Source organism: Azospirillum sp. TSH58, assembly GCF_003119115.1.
GTDB lineage: Bacteria > Pseudomonadota > Alphaproteobacteria > Azospirillales > Azospirillaceae > Azospirillum.
Genome location: NZ_CP022363.1, coordinates 822,780 through 836,998, shown reverse-complemented (window position 1 = coordinate 836,998; position 14,219 = coordinate 822,780). Strand labels below are relative to the sequence as shown.

At 69.3% G+C, this 14,219-nt stretch carries 13 protein-coding genes and 1 pseudogene; 5 read left to right on the top strand and 9 right to left on the bottom strand.

Translation table 11 applies throughout. The features are described 5' to 3' along the window. Positions 1-5 precede the first annotated feature (5 nt). From TSH58p_RS00005 to TSH58p_RS03485, 3 genes and pseudogenes are all read left to right on the top strand, one after another. The gene (locus TSH58p_RS00005; protein WP_162600008.1) at positions 6-590 is read left to right on the top strand and encodes an ABC transporter substrate-binding protein; all 585 of its coding nucleotides are present in this window, start codon (positions 6-8) and stop codon (positions 588-590) included. A gap of 13 nt (positions 591-603) precedes the next feature. Then, entirely contained in the window at positions 604-3,672 is a 3,069-nt protein-coding gene (locus tag TSH58p_RS03490; RefSeq protein WP_109469010.1) for a response regulator, read from the top strand. A gap of 42 nt (positions 3,673-3,714) precedes the next feature. Further along, positions 3,715-4,098, top strand: a pseudogene (locus tag TSH58p_RS03485) (two-component system response regulator); the annotation flags it as partial. A 64-nt stretch (positions 4,099-4,162) separates the two neighbouring features. On the opposite strand, the gene TSH58p_RS03480 reads toward TSH58p_RS03485, so the two are convergent. Continuing rightward, positions 4,163-5,392, bottom strand: a complete 1,230-nt coding sequence (locus TSH58p_RS03480) for a sensor histidine kinase (protein WP_109469008.1) — start codon at positions 5,390-5,392, stop codon at positions 4,163-4,165. A 404-nt stretch (positions 5,393-5,796) separates the two neighbouring features. On the opposite strand from TSH58p_RS03480, the gene TSH58p_RS03475 reads away from it, so the two are divergent. Both TSH58p_RS03475 and TSH58p_RS03470 read left to right on the top strand, forming a co-directional pair. After that, the gene (locus tag TSH58p_RS03475) at positions 5,797-6,039 is read left to right on the top strand and encodes a hypothetical protein (protein ID WP_109469007.1); all 243 of its coding nucleotides are present in this window, start codon (positions 5,797-5,799) and stop codon (positions 6,037-6,039) included. After that, positions 6,036-6,473, top strand: a complete 438-nt coding sequence (locus TSH58p_RS03470) for a hypothetical protein (protein ID WP_109469006.1) — start codon at positions 6,036-6,038, stop codon at positions 6,471-6,473. Before TSH58p_RS03475 ends, TSH58p_RS03470 begins: the two co-directional genes overlap by 4 nt. Before the next feature lie 31 nt (positions 6,474-6,504). Here TSH58p_RS03470 and TSH58p_RS03465 read toward each other — a convergent pair whose 3' ends face one another. The 8 genes from TSH58p_RS03465 to TSH58p_RS03430 all read right to left on the bottom strand — a co-directional run bounded on the left by TSH58p_RS03465 (position 6,505) and on the right by TSH58p_RS03430 (position 14,104). Next, positions 6,505-7,281, bottom strand: a complete 777-nt coding sequence (locus tag TSH58p_RS03465) for an SDR family NAD(P)-dependent oxidoreductase (RefSeq protein WP_109469005.1) — start codon at positions 7,279-7,281, stop codon at positions 6,505-6,507. A gap of 215 nt (positions 7,282-7,496) precedes the next feature. After that, positions 7,497-8,423, bottom strand: a complete 927-nt coding sequence (locus TSH58p_RS03460) for an SMP-30/gluconolactonase/LRE family protein (RefSeq protein WP_109469096.1) — start codon at positions 8,421-8,423, stop codon at positions 7,497-7,499. Continuing rightward, the gene (locus TSH58p_RS03455) at positions 8,420-9,955 is read right to left on the bottom strand and encodes a tripartite tricarboxylate transporter permease (protein WP_109469095.1); all 1,536 of its coding nucleotides are present in this window, start codon (positions 9,953-9,955) and stop codon (positions 8,420-8,422) included. Before TSH58p_RS03455 ends, TSH58p_RS03460 begins: the two co-directional genes overlap by 4 nt. 18 nt (positions 9,956-9,973) lie before the next feature. After that, positions 9,974-10,507, bottom strand: coding sequence for a tripartite tricarboxylate transporter TctB family protein (locus tag TSH58p_RS03450; protein ID WP_109469094.1), 534 nt, complete (start codon positions 10,505-10,507; stop codon positions 9,974-9,976). A 58-nt stretch (positions 10,508-10,565) separates the two neighbouring features. Continuing rightward, a complete protein-coding gene (locus TSH58p_RS03445; RefSeq protein ID WP_109469093.1) occupies positions 10,566-11,531 on the bottom strand; it encodes a tripartite tricarboxylate transporter substrate binding protein in 966 nt (321 codons plus the stop codon). 106 nt (positions 11,532-11,637) lie between these two features. Continuing rightward, positions 11,638-12,303 (bottom strand): 2-dehydro-3-deoxy-6-phosphogalactonate aldolase, encoded by a 666-nt coding sequence (locus TSH58p_RS03440; RefSeq protein ID WP_199230266.1) that lies wholly within the window; start codon positions 12,301-12,303, stop codon positions 11,638-11,640. A 5-nt stretch (positions 12,304-12,308) separates the two neighbouring features. After that, the gene (locus tag TSH58p_RS03435) at positions 12,309-13,301 is read right to left on the bottom strand and encodes a 2-dehydro-3-deoxygalactonokinase (protein WP_109469092.1); all 993 of its coding nucleotides are present in this window, start codon (positions 13,299-13,301) and stop codon (positions 12,309-12,311) included. After that, positions 13,265-14,104 carry an IclR family transcriptional regulator gene (locus tag TSH58p_RS03430; RefSeq protein WP_040136541.1) on the bottom strand — a complete coding sequence of 280 codons (840 nt, stop codon included), beginning with the start codon at positions 14,102-14,104 and terminating at the stop codon, positions 13,265-13,267. The genes TSH58p_RS03435 and TSH58p_RS03430 overlap by 37 nt, the downstream gene beginning before the upstream one ends. Positions 14,105-14,219 lie beyond the last annotated feature (115 nt).

Here is a 14,219-nt window from a genome sequence, read left to right as displayed (position 1 = left end):
TGGACGTGGCGTGCAGCTTCGACGCCGCCCCTTTCAAGCAGATCATCGACGACGTCGCCGCCGGCCGCTACGACATCGCTTCGCAACGTCCTGCGCACGCCGGACCGCGAGCAGCGGCTGCTGTTCTCGATTCCCTATTGGCGATCGAGCACCAGCCTGGTCGGGCGGCGGGGCATGCCCGAACTGGCCTGGAGGACGCGGTCCGCAGCCGGCGCATCGCCGCCATCCGCGGTTCGCGGCAGCACGCGGCCCTGCTCCGTCTGGCCGACGCCGATCCGGCGCTGCAGGCCAATGTGGTGCCCGTCTTGACGCTTGAGGACTTGTGGGAAGCCATGCGCAGCGGCCAGAGCGACATGGCCATCGGCCCGACGCTGAACGTGGTGCATTTCCTGCTGTCCGACTCCGGAGACGGCTTCGAGACCATCGGTACCCCGATGTCGGAGGACGGGCTGGGCGGGACCGTGCACATCGTCTTCCCGCCCGGCCGGCAGGCGCTGAAGGAGTCGGTGGACCGGGCCCTGACGGCCTTGCGCAACGACGGCACCTATCAGCGGATCAACCGCAATTACTTCCCCTTCGACATCTACTGATCCGGAACCGGCCATGGCGTCCGCCCGCGACCGCAGGCATCCCCGCGTACGGCTGCAGCCGGCGATTCTGACCGGCGGCGCGATCCTGCTGGCGCTGATCGGCCTGCTCTTCCTCGGCATCGTCGCCGAACAGGGCAAGATGGAACGGCTGGCCGCCGACAGCCAGGACCGCATGGTGCCGCTGATCCTGGAACGCCAGCGCGCCGTCGTGAATCTGGAGCGGCTGAAGCAGTCGGGGGCGATCGTCCTCTCCGTCGACGACCCGCGCCGCCGCCGCGAGGCCCTTCTGGCCGCCCAGGCGCTGGCCTTCCACCCGACCTTCCAGTTCGATCCCTCGCTGAAGCGGCAGGTGACGGACGCCTACGCGGTGATCCGGCAGGTCTCCTCCGCCAAGGCGCGGCGGGCGGAGAACGGCCCCGCCGGCGACGCCGCGCCGACCGCCGAGGAGGAGCGCCTGGGCGAGTCATGGGCGCAGACGCTGGTGGAACTGAACGCGGTCGGCGACCGGCTGCTGGTGGACGTGACCGAATTGACGGCGGGCCGGCTGGGCCAGATCCAGGAGCGCACCCGTCTGGTGTCGCAGGTCATCCAGTTCGCCTTCGTCGCGGTGCTGGCGATCTTCATCGCCGCGGGGCTGCTGATCCGCCGCCATGTGGTGCGGCCGCTGCTGTTCGCGGCCGACGGCCTGCGCCGCATCGGCGAGGGCGAGCGCGACATCCGGCTTCCCGGCGCCCGCACGCAGGAGCTGGACAGCATCCTGAACGCCGTCGTCCGGCTGGGCACCCAGGCCGAGGAGTTGCGCCTGACCCGCGACCGGGCGGAGGCGGCGTCCCAGGCGAAGGCCAGTTTCCTCGCCAACATGAGCCACGAGATCCGCACCCCGATGAACGCGGTGATCGGCCTGTCGCATCTGGCGCTGAAGACCGACCTGACGCCGCGCCAGCGCGATTACGTCCTCAAGATCAGCCAGTCCGGCCAGCATCTGCTGGGCATCATCAACGACATCCTGGACTTCTCCAAGATCGAGGCCGGCAAGCTGAGCGTCGAGCGCACCGGCTTCCACCTCGACAAGGTGCTGGGCACGCTGGCCGACCTGATCGCGGAGAAGGCCGCGGCCAAGGGGCTTGAGCTGATCTTCGACGTCGCCCAGAACGTGCCCAGCGACCTGATCGGCGACCCGCTGCGCATCGGGCAGATCCTGGTCAACTACGCCAACAACGCGGTCAAGTTCACCGAGCGCGGCGAGATCGCCATCATCGTCCGGCTGGAGGAGGAGGTCGGGAGCGAGCTGTTGATCCGCTTCGAGGTCCGCGACACCGGAATCGGCCTGAGCGACGAGCAGAAACGCCAGCTTTTCCAGAGCTTCCAGCAGGCCGACGCCTCGACCACCCGCAAATACGGCGGCACCGGGCTGGGGCTGGCGATCTCCAAGCGGCTGGCCGAGCTGATGGGCGGCGCGGTCGGGGTGGAGAGCGCGCCGGGCCGCGGCTCCTGCTTCTGGTTCACCGCCCGGCTGGGCCGCGACAAGCCGCGCCGCCTTCTGCTGCCGCGGCCCGACCTGCGCGGCCTGCGCTGTCTGGTGGTGGATGACAACGAGAACGCCCGCGTCGTGCTGACCGACATGCTGGCGGCCATGTCCTTCACCGCCGAGGCGGTGGAGTCCGGCCCCGCCGCCATCCAGGCGGCCCGCCTCGCGGCGCGCGAGGGGCGGCCCTTCCGCGTCGTTCTGCTGGACTGGCAGATGCCGGGCATGGACGGGCTGGAGACCTCCGCCGGCCTCGCCGCTCTGGAGCTGGACCACGCCCCCCACCACATCATGGTCACCTCCTATGGCCGGGAGGAGGTGCTGAAGGGCGCCGAGAACACGGCCATTGAGGAGGTGTTGTTCAAGCCCGTCAACCCGTCCGCCCTGTTTGACGGCATCATGCGGGTTCTGGGCGCGGACGAGCAGACCGCGGACGCCCTTCCGGCGACGGCCGCCGCGGCGGCCGCCGACCTGTCGCACCTGCGCGGCGCCCGCATCCTGCTGGCCGAGGACAACGACCTGAACCAGCAGGTGGCCTGCGAGCTGCTGGGCGACGCCGGGCTGGTGGTGGAGGTCGCGGAGAACGGCGCCATCGCCGTGGCCATGGTGCAGGCGGCCCACTACGACCTCGTGCTGATGGACATGCAGATGCCGGTCATGGACGGCGTCGCCGCGACCCTGGAGATCCGGCGGCTGGGCTTCACCGGCCTGCCCATCGTCGCCATGACCGCCAACGCCATGCAGGCCGACCGCGAGCGTTGCCTGGACGCGGGCATGAACGATTATCTGGCCAAGCCCATCGACCCGGATGCGCTGTGGGCCACCCTGCTGGCCTGGATCACGCCCCGGCCGGGACTGGGCGCCGAGGCCCCGGTTCCCCTCCCCGCACCGGCGGTGGAGGACCAGGGCGACCTGCCCGCCGTTGTCCCCGGGCTCGACACCGCCACCGGGCTGTCGCGGGTGCTGGGCAAGAAGCGCCTCTACCTCGACCTGCTGCGCAAGTTCACCGCCGGACAGCGCGGGGTGACGGTCGCCATCCGCGCGGCGCTGGACGAGGGCGACGCCGCCGCGGCGGAGCGTTACGCCCACACGCTGAAGGGAACCGCCGGCAACATCGGCGCCCACCCCGTCCAGGACGCCGCCGAACGCCTGGAAGCGGTCATCCGCGACGCCCGGCCGCGCGCGGAGATCGACGCGCGGCTGGCCGCGCTGGAGCCGCCGCTGGGCGCCCTTCTCGCCCATCTGGACGCGGCGCTGGCATCGGCGGGCGACGCCGCGGCGTCCGGAGCCGGGGCCGCGGCCCAGCCCGCCACGGTGGATGAAAACGAACTCCTCGCCCTGTGCGACCGGCTCCGCCAGCTTCTGCTCGACAGCGACCCCGACGCGGAGGAGGCCCTGGCGGCCAACGCCGGCCTGCTGCGAGCCGCCTTCCCCGACCGCTTCGACACCATCGCCGACCAGATCCGCAACTTCGACTTCGACGACGCCGTCGCCACCCTGGACGCGGCGCTGGCCGACCGCTTGACGATCGACCGCGGCGCGACCGCCCAGGCCTGAACAGACGCCGGCCTTGCCGGCACCTCAATTCGGAACGTTTTCATGGACATCGCATCGCCCGCACCGGTTCCTGCCGCGTCGAAGCCCACAATCCTCATCGTGGACGACACGCCGGACAACCTGAAGCTGCTGAGCAGCCTATTGAAGGACAGCTATCGGGTGAAGGTCGCCAACAACGGGCGCAAGGCGCTGGAGATCGCCGCCGCGATCCCGGCGCCGGACCTGATCCTGCTCGACGTGGTGATGCCGGACATGGACGGCTACGAGGTCTGCGCCGCCTTGAAGGAGGCGCCGGGAACCCGGAACATCCCGGTGATCTTCCTGACGGGCCGGACCGACGAGGCCGACCGGGAGCGCGGCTTCGCCATGGGGGCGGTGGATTACATCGCCAAGCCGGTCGATCCTCCGACGGTGCTGCAACGGGTCGCCGAGCGCGTTCCGGTGTCCTGACCGCGCCCGCCCACGCCTGCCGCGTCGCGACGGGCCGGTTTCAGGCCGGCGCTTCGGCGAGGGCGGACACGCGCCGCGGCATGCGGACGACGAAGCTGGCCCCGCCGTCGGACGGGCTTTCCACCTCGATGGTGCCCTGAAGCACCTGATGGACGAGGTTGAAGGCGATGTAGAGCCCCAAGCCCGGAAACTCGATGCCCCGGCGGGTGGTGAAGAAGGGATCGAACAGCTTGGGCAGATGCTCCGCATCGATCCCCCTGCCGTCGTCGGACAGGCGCAGTTCCACCCATTCCTCCTCGCTCGGCGTGACCGACAGGGTGACGCGCCCGCTCTGCCCGGGGCGGAAGGCGTGGGCCACGGCGTTGCGGATCAGGATGGACAGCACCTCCGACAGCGGGCCGGGATGGCTGTCGATGGTCAGGCCGGCGGGGCAGGAGATGGTGAGGCTGTGACCGGCCTCGCGCAGATGCGGGTCCAGCCCGAACAGCGCGTCGGACAAGTAATCCTTGAGGTCGAACACCCGCCGTTCCGATCCGGCGCGGTCCACCACCACCTGCTTGAAGCTCTGGATCAGGTTGGCGGTGCGCACGATGTTGGTGGTGACCAGCAGCGTCCCTTCCCGCGCGTTCTCCAGGAAGCGGGCGAGGTCGGACTTGCGGATCGCCCCGCTCTGGAATTGCGAGGCCAGCGATTCGACCAGCCCGGAAAGATGGGACACCGCGGTCAGGGCCACGCCGATCGGCGTGTTGATCTCATGCGCGACGCCGGACACCAGCAGGCCCAGCGCCGCCATCTTCTCGGTCTGGATCAGGTGCTGCTGGGTTTCCTCCAGCCGGCTGTGGGCGGCGCGCACCTCCTCGACGGTGGCGCGCAGCGAATCGGCGGTCGCCTTCAACGAAAGGTGGTTCTTCACCCGCGCCAGGACGATGGGAGGGCTGATCGGCTTGCTGATGTAATCGACGGCGCCGAGGTCCAGGCCGAACTTCTCGTCCTCCACGGAGGTGCGGGCGGTGAGGAAGATCACCGGAACGTCGCTGGTCCGCGGATCGGCCTTCAGGCGGCGGCACACCTCGTAACCGTCCATGCTCGGCATCATGACGTCGAGCAGGATCAGATCCGGCGGATGGTCGGAAAAGGCGATGCGCAACGCAGCGTCGCCATTGTTCACGGTCTTGACCGCATAAATGGATTTCAGGTGGCTGCTCAGCAGCGAAAGGTTGTCGGCGGTGTCATCCACGATGAGAATCGTCGCCTTCGTCGGTGCTCCCATATCCGCCCCTTCCTCCTGCAGCGGCAAGGGACGATCCGGCACGGCCCCGCTCAGGGGCGCCGGCCACAACCAGCGCGTCACCGGCCCGCAGAAACACCCTCGTCCGCCAAAAGGGACCTTACAACGCGATTTTTTATCATCAAAGACAATTTATCGGTGCCATTCGGGAGAAGCACTCTCTTTTCGATTCTTTTTCTGAACAAAGATCAACTGAATTTTACACATCGACCGAATTTACCGGACGCCACGCCGTGCCGGGGGAACCGGCCGGCGCCCGCGGGCGTTTCCGTGTCCGCGAGCGGCGGCCGGGGCGCGAAAAAGTGGTAGTCCGCCCCCACCCGTCAAACTGTCACAGACCGCTCGTATAGTCCGTCCAACTTTGGAAATGCCTCGTGAATCCAGCCATGCCGACGCCGACACACGCCCGTACGACCCGGACCCTTCCCACGCCCACGCTGCATTGCGCCTGCTGCGGGCGGCCCTTCACCCGCGCCTCCGGCCGCGGCCCGGCCCCGCTCTATTGCTCGGCCGACTGCCGGACGCAGATCCGCATCCGCCAGCGGGTGTGGTCGAACCGGCCCGGCTACGCCGCCAGCGGCACGGCCAACCACCGGGACGCCCGGTTCGAGACGGCCTGCGCATCATGATGAAACTGGTGATCCACGACCGCCATTCCGCCGCCGGACTGATCCTGCCGGAGGTCGGCCACATGCGCGACGTCGTGCGCGCCCTGCGTGGGCTGGAGACGGTGGACAGCGCGTCGGTGCTGCTCGAAGCCTTCGCGCGGCGCTGCCTGGAGGCCGGCGTGGCCTTCGATTCGACGGACCCGCTGACCGCCTGCTCCTTCTGCACCCATCTGGTGGAGGTGGAGGTCCATGCGGAGGATGGGGCGGCGCCCGTCCAGTTCGTCCGGCTCTACGACCGCGACGCCGACGGCATCCTCTGCCGCCGCCATCACGGCACCCTGCACGCGGTGGCCCGTCAGTTGCGGTGCGAGGACGGCGTGCCCTTCCCCACCCTGCCGGCCATCGCCGCCAAGACGGCGGCTTTCACCGCCGCGATCCCGCCGCGCCCGCTCTGACCCAGACGGACGCGGACGGGATTGCCAACCGTTACGGCATGTACTGGCCGCCGTTGACGTCCAGCACCTGCCCGGTGATGTAGCCGCTGCAGGCGTGCGACGCGAAGAACAGGAAGGTCGGGGCGCATTCCTCCGGACGGCCGAAGCGGCCCATCGGGAAGCCGGAGCCGATGCGGGCCTTGGTGTCCTCGTCCTTGTCGGCGTGGAAGGCCGTGTCGAAGGTGCCCGGCGACACCATGTTGAAGCGGATGCCGTCCTTGGTGTGGAAGGCCACCCAGTTCTTCTGGATGTTGTGCAGCCACGCCTTGGCCGCGCCGTACAGGCCGGCGCCTGGACCGCCGCCGGTGTAGCCGGCGACCGAGCCGACCGAGATCACCGAGGAGGTGGTGCCATTCTGCGCCGCCGCGGCCTTCAGGTGCGGCAGGGCGTGCTTGGTGACCATCAGCGCGGAGCGGGAGTTCAGGTCGGTCACCGCGTCGAAGAAGGCGTCGTCGATCTCCGGCAGCGGCTTGCGCGCGACCAGACCGCCCGCGTTGTTGATGAGCACGTCGATGCCGCCGAAGCGCTCCACGAAGGCCTCGACGAGCGTGCCGCAGGCCGCGCTGTCCGACACGTCGGCCTGGAGGAAGACGACCTCGCCGCCCAGCCCGTTCAGACGGGCCAGCGTGGCCTCCAGGTCCGCCGGGATGCGGCGGCCGTTCATGGCGACCTTGGCGCCGGCGCGGGCGAACGCCTCCACCGCCGCCAGGCCGATGCCCTGCGTGGAGCCGGTGATCAGAACGCGCTTGCCCTTCAGATCGTCAAACATTCCTTGCCTCTCGTGTCTTGGTCTTGAAGTTCCCTCTCCCCTCTGGGGAGAGGGTCAGGGTGAGGGGGTTCCGCTTGCGCCGAACGCACCGCCACGCACATCCCCCTCACCGGCTCTCAGCGGATGCCATAGGCATCCGCCTGCCGCCGTCAGCGCTGGCCTTTAGCCAGCGCGAAAGGCCCTTCGGGCCACCCTCTCCCCAGTGGGGAGAGGGTTCAAACAGTCAGGCGGGGTTCCGGCAGGCCCTGGGCGCCGGGATCGAACATCAGGACGCGCCCGCCATGCGGGTCCTCGGCGAGGTCCGCCGGGCCGCGGCAGAGCGAGGTGACCAGCATCGTCCGCAGGTCCGGCCCGCCGAAGGCGCACATGGTCGGCTTGCGCATCGGCACCTCGATGCGGCGGTCGAGGTCGCCGTTCGGGGTGAAGCGCTTGATGCAGCCCTCGTCCAGGCAGCAGATCCAGTAGCAGCCGTCGACGTCCACCGCGGCGCCGTCGGGACGCCCGACCATCGCCCGCATGTCGACGAAGGGGCGGCGGTTGGCGGCGGTGCCGGTGTCCGTGTCATAATCCCAGGCCCAGACCATCCGCACGTCGCGGTGGCTGTCGGACGCGTAGAGGGTGCGGCCGTCCGGGCTGAAGGCGGAGCCGTTGGGGATGATGTAGCCGCCGGTCCCGGTGTCCGTCAGCCCATCGGCCCGCGTGAAGCGGTGCCACAGGCCGGACGCGTCGCCCTTGCTGATGTCCATGACCATGCTGGACAGCCAGAACCGCCCCTGCCGGTCGCAGCGCCCGTCGTTGAAGCGCATGCCCTCCTTCGGGAAACGGTGGGTGGCGAGGGTGGTGACCACCGCCTCTCCGCCCTCTTCCGGCAGATCCACGTCGAAGACGCCGGTCTCGCAGGCGCAGACCACGCCGCCGTCCGGACGCAGGACGAGGCTGCCGATCATCTCCGGCAGGATCCAGCGGCGGTGGGCGCCGCTGGAGGGGTCGAGCCGGTGGATGGTCCGCGCCGGGATGTCGATCCAGGTCCACAGACCCCGCTCGGCGTCCCAGACCGGATTCTCGCCGGTGCCGTTGCGCAGGTCGGGATCGAAGACGGCTTCCAGGCCGATCTGGGTGACGGCAACGCCACGGGCGGTCATTTCGCGGTCCCCACGGTGCCGGCGGCCGCGCCGTTCGCGGTCGGACCGTTGCCGCCGTTGCCCCGGAAGTAGCGCAGCAGCGGCAGCGCCAGGGTGATGACCGCGACGGTCAGCAGGCCGAGCGTGATCGGACGGGTGTAGAGGAAGTCCAGGCTGCCGCCCGACAGGGACAGGGCGCGGCGGAAGCTCGCCTCGGCCATCGGACCCATGATCAGGGCCAGAACGACCGGCGACGCCGGATAGTCCCAACGCTGCATGAAGAAGCCGACCACGCCGACCGCCAGCATGATGCCCACGTCGAACATGCTGTTGTTGATGGCGTAGGCGCCGACGACGCAGAGCGCCAGGATGAGCGGCGTCAGGATGGCGCGCGGCATCTCCAGCACCTTGCCCATCAGACGCAGCGACGACAGGCCGACGATCAGCAGGGCCGCGTAGCAGAACAGCATGCCGGCGAACAGGGTGAAGACCAGACCGGCGTGGTCCTTGAACAGCAGCGGACCGGGCTGGAGGCCCTGCATGGTCAGCGCGCCCAGCATGACCGCGGTGACCGCGTCGCCGGGAATGCCGAGCGTCATCATCGGCAGCAGGTCGCCGCCGGTGCAGGCGTTGGCGCCGGACTCCGCGGCCGCGACGCCCTTGATCTCGCCCTTGCCGAAATTCTCCGGGTTCTTGGAGAAGCGCTTGGCCTCGTTGTAGGCGACGAAGGACGCGATGTCCGCACCGGCACCGGGGATGATGCCGACGATGATGCCCAGACCCGACGAGCGCAGAATGGTGAAGATCAGGCCCTTGAAGACGCTCCAGGGCGGGATGATCCGGCCGATGTAGACCTTGACCTCGGCCCGCGTCTCCGGCTGGCCCAGCGACTTGAAGGCTTCCGACGCCGCGAACAGGCCGATCATCACCGGGATGAAGGGAACGTTTAGAAGCTCGTTGAAGCCGCCGGTGAAGCGGGGGAAGCCCGCCATCGGGTCGAGGCCGACGGTGGACAGCAGAAGCCCGAGGAAGCCGGCGATCAGGCCCTTGACCAGGGAGTCCCCCGACACGCTGGTGATGATCGACAGGCCGAACACCGCAAGCGCGAAGGATTCGGCGGCGGAGAATTCCAGCGCGATGCCGGCCAGCAGCGGCGCCAGGAAGATCAGCATGAAGACGCTGAGGAAACCGCCGAAGCAGGAGGACAGCGTCGCCGTGCCGAGCGCGAGGCCGGCCTGGCCCTTCTGGCTCAGCGCATAGCCGTCCATGGCGGTCGCGGCGGCGGCCGGGGTGCCGGGAATCTTGAGCAGGATCGCGGTGATCGAACCGCCGAAGATGCCGCCGAAGAACACGCCGCACAGCATCAGGATGGCCGAAACCGGGTCCATGCCGAAGGTGAAGGGCAGCAGGATCGCGACGCCCATGGTGGCCGTCAGGCCGGGCAGAACGCCGATGATGATGCCCAGGGTCACGCCGATCAGGGCGAGCAGAAGCGGCAGGGGTTCGCTGGCAAGGTTGGCGAAGCCCTGAAGGAGCATGTCGATTTCATACATCTTCCATCTCCTCGCTGACTAGAACTCGCCCGTTTCGAACAGGCTTCCGTCCGGCAGCGGGATCTGCAGGGCGTACAGGAACACGAGATACAGGAAGGCCGTGACCGCGACCGCGATGATCGGCGCACGCACCCAGCTGCGCATGCCCATGAGCCGCATCATGCCGATGAGGAACACCACCGTCGTGGGCAGGTAGCCGATCAGCGACAGCATGTAGATGTAGACGGCGGTCGCGACCACGCCGATGGCCACCCGGTGGAACCGGAACGCCTCGGCGGGGGCCGGCGGCTCGGCGGGGGCGGCCTGGGCCTGGGCGCCGCGCTTGGGCAGCAGCCGGCCGATGACCAGGATCGCGCTCAGGACGATCAGCGCACCCGCGTAAATGATCGGAAAACGGGCTGGTCCGACATCGGTGTCGAGGCCGGCCATCGTCGGAAAACCGCCCGACACGACGATGGCCGCGACGGCGACGGCGGCGACCACGGCGCCGGCGAAGAGGTCGGCCGAACGCGGCGTTCCCGACCCCGGAGTCCCACCAGAGGAATGGCTCATTGGACGTCTCCACGCACGGGGCGCGGGCGATGGACGCCCGCGCCCCTGTGTTTCCCGATTACTTCGCCATTCCGAGCTTGGTCATCAGATCCTTGAAGAAGGCGTTGTCCTTCTTGATCATCTCACCGAACTCGGGACCGTCGGCATAGGCCAGGGTCAGGTTCATCTTGGTGAGGGTCTCCTTGAAGGCCGGCTCGTTGGCGGTCGCCTTGGAAGCCTCGCGCAGCGTCTCGACGACGGCCTGCGGGGTCTTCTTCGGAACGACGATGCCGCGCCAGGTGTAGACCGACAGGTCGATGCCCTTTTCCTTCACGGTCGGGACTTCCGGGAAGGCCGCCGAACGCTCGTCGCCCATGACGGCCAGGATGCGCAGCTTGCCGGCGGCGACGTGGTTCACCACCTCGGCCGGGCTGACGCTCACCGCCTCGATGTGGTTGCCGAGCAGGGCGGTCACCGCCGGGTTGGCGCCGTCATAGGGGATGTGGCTGAAGCTGGCGCCCGTCTTCTCCTGGAGCGCCGCCGCGGCGAGGTGCCAGATGGCGCCGGTGCCGGAGTTGCCGATGCGCACCTTGCCCGGGTTGGCCTTGGCGTTCGCCAGGAAGTCCTCGAAGGTCTTGAAGGGCGAGTCGACGTTCACCGTGATGGCGCTCGGCTCGGCGTTCAGGCGGGCGATCGGGGTGAAGTCGTCCGCGGTGAAGCGGGCGATGCCCATGTGCGGCAGCATGGTGAGTTCGACCGTGCCCATGCCGATGCGGTAGCCGTCCGCGCGGGCGGCCATGATCTCGGTCAGGCCGACGGCGCCGGCGCCGCCGGTCTTGTTCACCACGCCCATCGACTGGGGCAGGTGCTTCTTGGCGGCGTCGGCGTAGGCGCGGGCCACCAGATCGGTGCCGCCGCCGGCGGCGTACGGAACGGTCAGCTCGATCGGCTTGGTCGGGTAGCCGGCGGCCTGCGCGGCAACCATCATCGTGGCGGAGGTCAGCGCGCCGACGACGGCGCCGGTGAGGAAACGATAGCCCTTCATGAGCGTTCTCCCTGGGACTTTGCTTGTGTGGTGAGGAGGGGGAGGAAGAGGCCCGCGGCGCGTTCTGCGACCGGCCGCGGGATGGTCCGCTGGTGCCGTGGATCGGTCAGCGCGGGTTGAGGCGCCGCCACGCGGCGACGAAGGCGTCCGCCCGGACGCCGACCTCGGCGGCGGTCAGGCCCGGCGCGTAGAGCGCGGACCCCAGCCCGAAGCCGGCCACGCCGGCCTCCAGGAACGGCGCCATGGTGTCCGGGGCGATGCCGCCCACGGGCAACAGGCGGGTGCCGGCGGGCAGGATCGCGCGCATCGCCTTGATGATGCGTGGGCCGACCAGCTCCGCCGGGAAGATCTTCAGGGCGTCGGCCCCGGCTGACAGCGCTGCGAAAGCTTCCGTCGGAGTGACGATTCCGGGCAGGCTGACCAGCCCCGCGGCCTTGGCGGCGCGGATCACCGCCGTGTCGGCGTGCGGCATGACGATCAGGTCGGCGCCGATCTCCTTGAGCCGGGCCACCTGCTCCACCGCCAGGACCGTGCCGGCGCCGACCAGCGCGTCGCGCGGCAGCAGCCGGCGGACGGCGGCGATGCTGTCGAACGGATCGGGCGAGTTCAGCGGCACCTCGATCATGCGGAAGCCGCTGTTATAAAGCGTCTGCGCGACGCCCTCCGCCTCCGCGGGGGCCAGGCCGCGCAGGATGGCGACCAGCGGCAGGGCGGAAAAGGCGGCGTCGAAGCGGGCCTTCAGCGATTCATCGGACACAATCGTTGCGGACATGTCGGTCACTCCCCCGCCGGCGCGATCAGGCCGGCGGCAACGGCGAACTGGAAAAGCCCACGCGGGGCGGTGTTCTCAAGACGGTCGGTGGGCTCGACGCCCAGCAACTCCAGGCCGCGCACGTAGCGGCGGCAGAGCGCGCCCTCGCCGATCAGCAGCAGCGGACGGCCCTCATGCAGCTCGTTGCGCATGTGGCCGAGGCCGGAGACCAGCTCGTGGCCGATCAGCAGGCCGGACAGGTAATCCTTCAGAAGCTCCGCCGGCATGCGGCGGGTGATGCCGAGCGTGCGCGCGGCGAAGATCTGGTGCGTGAAGTCGCCCGGCCCGCTGGCCTGCGCCGCCCGCACGCCTTCGGCGAAGGCGGCGTCGGACTCGGCCTCCGCCGGGGCGGCGTCCGCCGGCATCAGCCGGCCGAGGATCGAGTGCTTGCACAGCACGGCGAAGGTCTCGCCGGTCATGTAGGTGGAGAAGCGGATCATGCGACCGCCCACGATCTCCACCCATTTGGAATGGGTGCCCGGCAGCACCATGCAGGCGTCGCGGCCCCAGTCGGGGCGGTCGGCCAGCACGCCGGCGATCTGGATCTCCTCGCCGCGCAGGATGTCCGGCGGGCCGCTCGGCGGGTCGTAGAGGACGCCGGGCGCGATCAGGATGCGGGAGCCCGACGCGCTTTCCACCGGAATGGCCTGCGAGGCCAGGGTGGTCGTGTCGGCGGGGCAGCGGACGTAGGGGGCCTCGCGCCAGCCCTGGGCGCTGCCGACCATGCCGCCGGCCACGACCGGCAGGCCCGGATGCGCGGCCAGCCAGCCGCCGCACAGGTCGGTGAAGGCCTGCTCGAAGCCGGCGATGCCCGGCATCGGCAGGTTCTGGATGCCGTGCGCGTTGGCGCGCTGGTCCAGCACCCGCCCGTCGCCGCCCATCAGGAAGCCGCGCAGGCTCGACGTTCCCCAGTCGAGGGCGATCAGCGATGCCCCGACGCCCTTTCGTCCCGTTTCCATCCCAAATCCTTTGAAATCGCGTCGGCGACCGCCCGGACCACGGGCCCAAGCTCCTCCATCCGTTCGTCCGGCATGTACGGCACGGCGCTCGCCACGCTGATGGCGGCGACCACCTGATTGCGGACGTCACGGATCGGCGCGCCGACGCAGCGGATGCCGATTTCGTTTTCCTCAAGATCGAAGGACCAGCCGCGATCCACATAGGCGGCCAGCCGGGATTCGAACTCCGGCCAGGGCGCCAGCGGGGGCCGTTCCGGCGCCGCCGCGGTCAGGCGGAGCGCGTGCTCGTAAAGCTCGGACCAGCGCTCGCGCGGCAGGCCGAGGAGAAGCGCCTTGCCCAGCCCCGTGGAGGCCAGAGGCATGCGCAGGCCGATGCGCGACCGCATCTCCAGCCCGCGCGTGTTCGGAATCTTGTCGAGATAGAAGACCTCCGCCCCCTCGACGACGCCGAGATGGACGGTGTCGCCGGTCTGGCGGGCCAGCTCCTCGATGTGCGGGCGGGCGATGGCGACCAGCGGGCGCTGCTCCAGCGCGCGCATGCCGAGCGCGATCAGCTTCGGCCCCAGCAGATAGCCCTTGTAGGGCACGTGATGCAGATAGCCGTCCTGGGTCAGGCTGTTGAGCATCCGGTGCGTGGTGCTGCGCGGCGTGCCCAGCCGGGCGGCGATGCCCTTCACGTCACCGATGCCCGCCGCCACGCATTCCAGGAGGGCGAGGCCGCGCATCAGCGTCTGGGTTCCGGAGGCCTGCGGCTTCTCCGGCGACGCTTGTGCATCGAGCGGATTTGCTCCGATGCCGGCCATATCCTCCCTCCCGCGTTCTTGTTCGATATCTGGCATATCAGTTTCCACCACTTTATGGAGGCGTATGGAGTGTGTCAAATAAATAAATCACTGTCCATATAGTGAGACATTGTTG

What these genes read in the sequence shown, in the direction of transcription:
- TSH58p_RS03480 (WP_109469008.1), bottom strand. Translation starts at nt 5,392, where the DNA reads ATGGGAGCACCGACGAAGGCGACGATTCTCATCGTGGATGACACCGCC.
- TSH58p_RS03440 (WP_199230266.1), bottom strand. Translation starts at nt 12,303, where the DNA reads ATGTCCGCAACGATTGTGTCCGATGAATCGCTGAAGGCCCGCTTCGAC.
- TSH58p_RS03490 (WP_109469010.1), top strand. Translation starts at nt 604, where the DNA reads ATGGCGTCCGCCCGCGACCGCAGGCATCCCCGCGTACGGCTGCAGCCG.
- TSH58p_RS03430 (WP_040136541.1), bottom strand. Translation starts at nt 14,104, where the DNA reads ATGGCCGGCATCGGAGCAAATCCGCTCGATGCACAAGCGTCGCCGGAG.
- TSH58p_RS03465 (WP_109469005.1), bottom strand. Translation starts at nt 7,281, where the DNA reads ATGTTTGACGATCTGAAGGGCAAGCGCGTTCTGATCACCGGCTCCACG.
- TSH58p_RS03455 (WP_109469095.1), bottom strand. Translation starts at nt 9,955, where the DNA reads ATGTATGAAATCGACATGCTCCTTCAGGGCTTCGCCAACCTTGCCAGC.
- TSH58p_RS03450 (WP_109469094.1), bottom strand. Translation starts at nt 10,507, where the DNA reads ATGAGCCATTCCTCTGGTGGGACTCCGGGGTCGGGAACGCCGCGTTCG.
- TSH58p_RS03475 (WP_109469007.1), top strand. Translation starts at nt 5,797, where the DNA reads ATGCCGACGCCGACACACGCCCGTACGACCCGGACCCTTCCCACGCCC.
- TSH58p_RS03460 (WP_109469096.1), bottom strand. Translation starts at nt 8,423, where the DNA reads ATGACCGCCCGTGGCGTTGCCGTCACCCAGATCGGCCTGGAAGCCGTC.
- TSH58p_RS03470 (WP_109469006.1), top strand. Translation starts at nt 6,036, where the DNA reads ATGATGAAACTGGTGATCCACGACCGCCATTCCGCCGCCGGACTGATC.
- TSH58p_RS03445 (WP_109469093.1), bottom strand. Translation starts at nt 11,531, where the DNA reads ATGAAGGGCTATCGTTTCCTCACCGGCGCCGTCGTCGGCGCGCTGACC.
- TSH58p_RS03435 (WP_109469092.1), bottom strand. Translation starts at nt 13,301, where the DNA reads ATGGAAACGGGACGAAAGGGCGTCGGGGCATCGCTGATCGCCCTCGAC.